We start from the raw sequence: 1,281 nt of genomic DNA on the forward strand, positions 1-1,281 counted from the left end.
AATCAATGCTGCCTTGATATCTTCTTCTGTAATATTCGGATATTCTTCCAGGATATCGCTTATGGTCATCCCATCCGCCAGTCTATTAAGTATGGCATCTACAGGAATCCTGGTACCTCTAATAATAGGTTTTCCAACCATTATTTTAGGATTTACTACTATTCTTTCTTCCATATTCATAATAGTTGAATTCAAATCTATTATAGTTTTGTGTGATTATTTTGACATGGTTTGGCTTTAATGCAAGGGGTTTCTCAGATATTTCAATTCTGAAACAATTAAGCTATGATAAAATTACCATGCTGCGCCCTCCCCTTGTCCTCATAGCCGCCCCGTGGTTACGTCCGCTGTGACGCGCGGGAATCGATCCGTTCGGTGCGCGCCGAGTATCTAAAGAAGCTCCAGCTTTGCAAACTTGCGGTATAAGGAGCCCGTATTTATCACTTTATGAATATTAAACTCACGACGCCGAATAACTGCCATAAATCGAAATTAAAAAACCACAGAGTCCTCAGAGGGCACAGAGAAAAAACCACAACTCTCTGTACTCACCGTGTCCTCCGTGGTTATTCTCCTTACACGGGCGCAGGGTATTTATTAAAATTTAAATATTAATTTCTTGGCGCGATAGGTTCCCGATGCAGCCGACATGAACCACAACCAGGGCAAGAGCACATTTCGACAGGATAACAGGATCAACAGGATTCGAACCGCAGCTTTCATGAAATCCCCAAGCAGCGCACTCCCCATGTCCCCATAGCCGCCCCGGGTTACGTCCGCTGTGATGCGCCGGGAAGCAAGCGAGTGATGGGCGCCGAGATTTTAGTTAAAATAACGCGCCCAAACCACAGATTTCCAGGAGAAGTATATGTACTTTCAGGCGTCCCTTATCTTAAAAACCTTATCTTTCAAAACAATAAATTTTTTATAGACGTTGGTCGATTTCAACAATGTTTCAAGTAAATGCATCCTTATAGCACTATTTGTGGTGGAAGTCCTAATCAATATTACTCCGCTTGATGGTTTTTCTAATCTGAAAACAAGTTCACCAAAATCCTTATCGTCGGTAATCAAAACTCTTCCTTCTATGTTTGCTTTGTCCAGAACTTCATCATCAGGTGCAGACGGTTTCCAATCACCCACAAAAATAGTATCATATCCTGCAACATTCAATAGATTTGAAAGTCTCTTGCCTGTGCACTCATCTACCAGAAATTTGACTTTCAAGCAACTTCCACAATCGGTATAATTTGTTCTCCTGCTATGACATGTGAAACATAA

2 protein-coding genes are annotated in these 1,281 nt (G+C 41.5%); both read right to left on the reverse strand.

The annotated features are described in order from the left end of the window. A partial coding sequence (locus MNV_RS21355) for a DUF433 domain-containing protein (RefSeq protein WP_096205862.1) occupies positions 1–180 on the reverse strand: 180 nt, incomplete at its 3' end. Between the two features lie 696 nt (positions 181–876). Beyond that, positions 877–1,281 (reverse strand): DUF5615 family PIN-like protein (locus MNV_RS10490; protein WP_218837993.1); only part of this gene is annotated, 405 nt, incomplete at its 5' end.

This window comes from Candidatus Methanoperedens nitratireducens (assembly GCF_900196725.1).
GTDB classification, from domain to species: domain Archaea; phylum Halobacteriota; class Methanosarcinia; order Methanosarcinales; family Methanoperedenaceae; genus Methanoperedens; species Methanoperedens nitroreducens_A.